2 rRNA genes (1 of these 2 only partly in view) are annotated in these 3001 nt (G+C 48.2%); both read right to left on the bottom strand.

The features are described from left to right. Positions 1-20 precede the first annotated feature (20 nt). Positions 21-129 (bottom strand): 5S ribosomal RNA (gene rrf, locus ACFFGA_RS14880). A 135-nt stretch (positions 130-264) separates the two neighbouring features. Continuing rightward, positions 265-3001, bottom strand: a 23S ribosomal RNA gene (locus ACFFGA_RS14875); it runs 85 nt beyond the window's last position.

Here is a 3001-nt window from a genome sequence, read left to right as displayed (position 1 = left end):
TAACTAGTAAGGGTTTTCAAAAAAGGCGGCGACCTACTCTCCCACAGAAAGCAGTACCATCGGCGCAAACGGGCTTAACTACTCTGTTCGGAATGGTAAGAGGTGAGCCCCGTCGCTATAACCACCTTAAATCTTTATCCTGAACTTGGTTCAGGATCTTAAAATGTGTAGTTAAAAAACACTAATATTGTTGACATATTGAAAAGACGATAATCGTCAATAGATACATAATTATAATTTAATCGTACTCTAAAAAAACGGCTGTACAATAAGCCTATGGGTTATTAGTACTACTCGGCTATGACATTACTGCCTTTACACCTGTAGCCTATCAACGTGGTCATCTTCCACGACCCTTTAAAGAAATCTCATCTTGTGGTGGGTTTCGCGCTTATATGCTTTCAGCGCTTATCCCTTCCGAACGTAGCTACCCTGCAATGCTCCTGGCGGAACAACAGGTACACCAGAGGTTCGTCCAACTCGGTCCTCTCGTACTAGAGTCAGATCCACTCAAATTTCTAACGCCCACAGTAGATAGAGACCGAACTGTCTCACGACGTTCTGAACCCAGCTCGCGTGCCACTTTAATGGGCGAACAGCCCAACCCTTGGGACCTTCTCCAGCCCCAGGATGTGACGAGCCGACATCGAGGTGCCAAACCCCCCCGTCGATGTGAGCTCTTGGGGGAGATCAGCCTGTTATCCCCGGAGTACCTTTTATCCTTTGAGCGATGGCCCTTCCATGCGGAACCACCGGATCACTATGCTCTACTTTCGTACCTGATCGACCTGTATGTCTCTCAGTCAAGCTCCCTTATGCCATTGCACTCTACGCACGGTTACCAAGCGTGCTGAGGGAACCTTTAGAAGCCTCCGTTACTCTTTTGGAGGCGACCACCCCAGTCAAACTACCCACCAAGCACTGTCCCTGATTAGAGGTTAGACTCTAGATAAGCAAAGGGTGGTATTTCAACAATGACTCCACGACGCCTGGCGACGCCGCTTCAAAGTCTCCCACCTATCCTACACATTACTTATCCAAAGCCAATACTAAGCTATAGTAAAGGTTCACGGGGTCTTTTCGTCCCACTGCGGGTAATCGGCATCTTCACCGATACTACAATTTCACCGAGCTCATGGCTGAGACAGTGTCCAGATCGTTACACCATTCGTGCAGGTCGGAACTTACCCGACAAGGAATTTCGCTACCTTAGGACCGTTATAGTTACGGCCGCCGTTTACTGGGGCTTCATTTGAGATCTTCGAAGTAAACTTCTAAACCCTCCACTTAACCTTCCAGCACCGGGCAGGTGTCAGGCCCTATACATCATCTTTCGATTTAGCAGAGCCCTGTGTTTTTGATAAACAGTCGCCTGGACCTTTTCACTGCGGCCCACCCTGAGGTGGGCGACGCTTCTCCCGAAGTTACGCGTCTATTTTGCCTAGTTCCTTAGCCATGAATCTCTCGAGCACCTTAGAATTCTCATCCCAACTACCTGTGTCGGTTTAGGGTACGGGCTGCTTCACTCGCTTTTCTTGGAAGTCGATTTGCTAGATTATCACCTTGACCGTAGTCTCAGTGTACTATCGCGGTGTTACCACTCGCTTCAACGTACTATTCCGTCAGTACGCACTAACTTTTCGCCTCCGTCACTTTTAGTGTGAGCAGGTACGGGAATATTAACCCGTTGGCCATCCACTACCCCTTTCGGGTTCGCGTTAGGTCCCGACTAACCCTCAGCTGATTAGCATAGCTGAGGAAACCTTAGTCTTTCGGTGTGCGGGTTTCTCGCCCGCATTATCGTTACTTATGCCTACATTTTCTTTTGTAGCTTCTCCAGCATACCTCGCAGTACACCTTCGACGACACTACAATGCTCCCCTACCACTTTTACAAGTCCATAGCTTCGGTAGTATGTTTATGCCCGATTATTATCCATGCCGGATCGCTCGACTAGTGAGCTGTTACGCACTCTTTAAATGAATGGCTGCTTCCAAGCCAACATCCTAGCTGTCTATGCAATCCAACCTCGTTTATTCAACTTAATATACATTTGGGGACCTTAGCTGATGGTCTGGGTTCTTTCCCTCTCGGACATGGACCTTAGCACCCATGCCCTCACTGCTGATCAACATTTTATAGCATTCGGAGTTTGTCAGGAATTGGTAGGCGGTGAAGCCCCCGCATCCAATCAGTAGCTCTACCTCTATAAAACTATAAATCAACGCTGCACCTAAATGCATTTCGGGGAGTACGAGCTATTTCCGAGTTTGATTGGCCTTTCACCCCTACCCACAGGTCATCCGAAGACTTTTCAACGTCAACCGGTTCGGGCCTCCACTGTGTGTTACCACAGCTTCACCCTGCCCATGGGTAGATCACACGGTTTCGCGTCTACCACTACTAACTAAAGCGCCCTATTCAGACTCGCTTTCGCTACGGATCCGTACCTTAAGTACTTAACCTTGCTAGCAACGGTAACTCGTAGGCTCATTATGCAAAAGGCACGCCGTCACCCCAAAGGGCTCCGACCGCTTGTAAGCGTATGGTTTCAGGTTCTATTTCACTCCCTTATTCAGGGTTCTTTTCACCTTTCCCTCACGGTACTAGTTCACTATCGGTCTCTCAGGAGTATTTAGCCTTATCGGATGGTCCCGACTGATTCACACAGGGTTTCACGTGCCCCGCACTACTCAGGATACCACTATCTTACCAATCTTTACCTATACGGGACTATCACCCTCTTTGGTCAGTCTTTCCAAACTGTTCTAATTCATTATGGTTCAAATATCGTGGTCCTACAACCCCAGCATTGCCGTAACAATACTGGTTTGGGCTAATCCAATTTCGCTCGCCGCTACTATCGGAATCACTTTTGTTTTCTTCTCCTCCGGGTACTTAGATGTTTCAGTTCTCCGGGTTCGCCTCCTTGCGGATAACATGTCTTCAACATGCTGGGTTGCCCCATTCGGATATCTACGGATCAATTTGTATGTGCCAA

Source organism: Winogradskyella pulchriflava (assembly GCF_042434315.1).
GTDB lineage: Bacteria > Bacteroidota > Bacteroidia > Flavobacteriales > Flavobacteriaceae > Winogradskyella > Winogradskyella pulchriflava.
The sequence above is the reverse complement of the archived record's forward strand: the minus strand, read 5'-3'. Positions and strand labels throughout refer to the sequence as shown.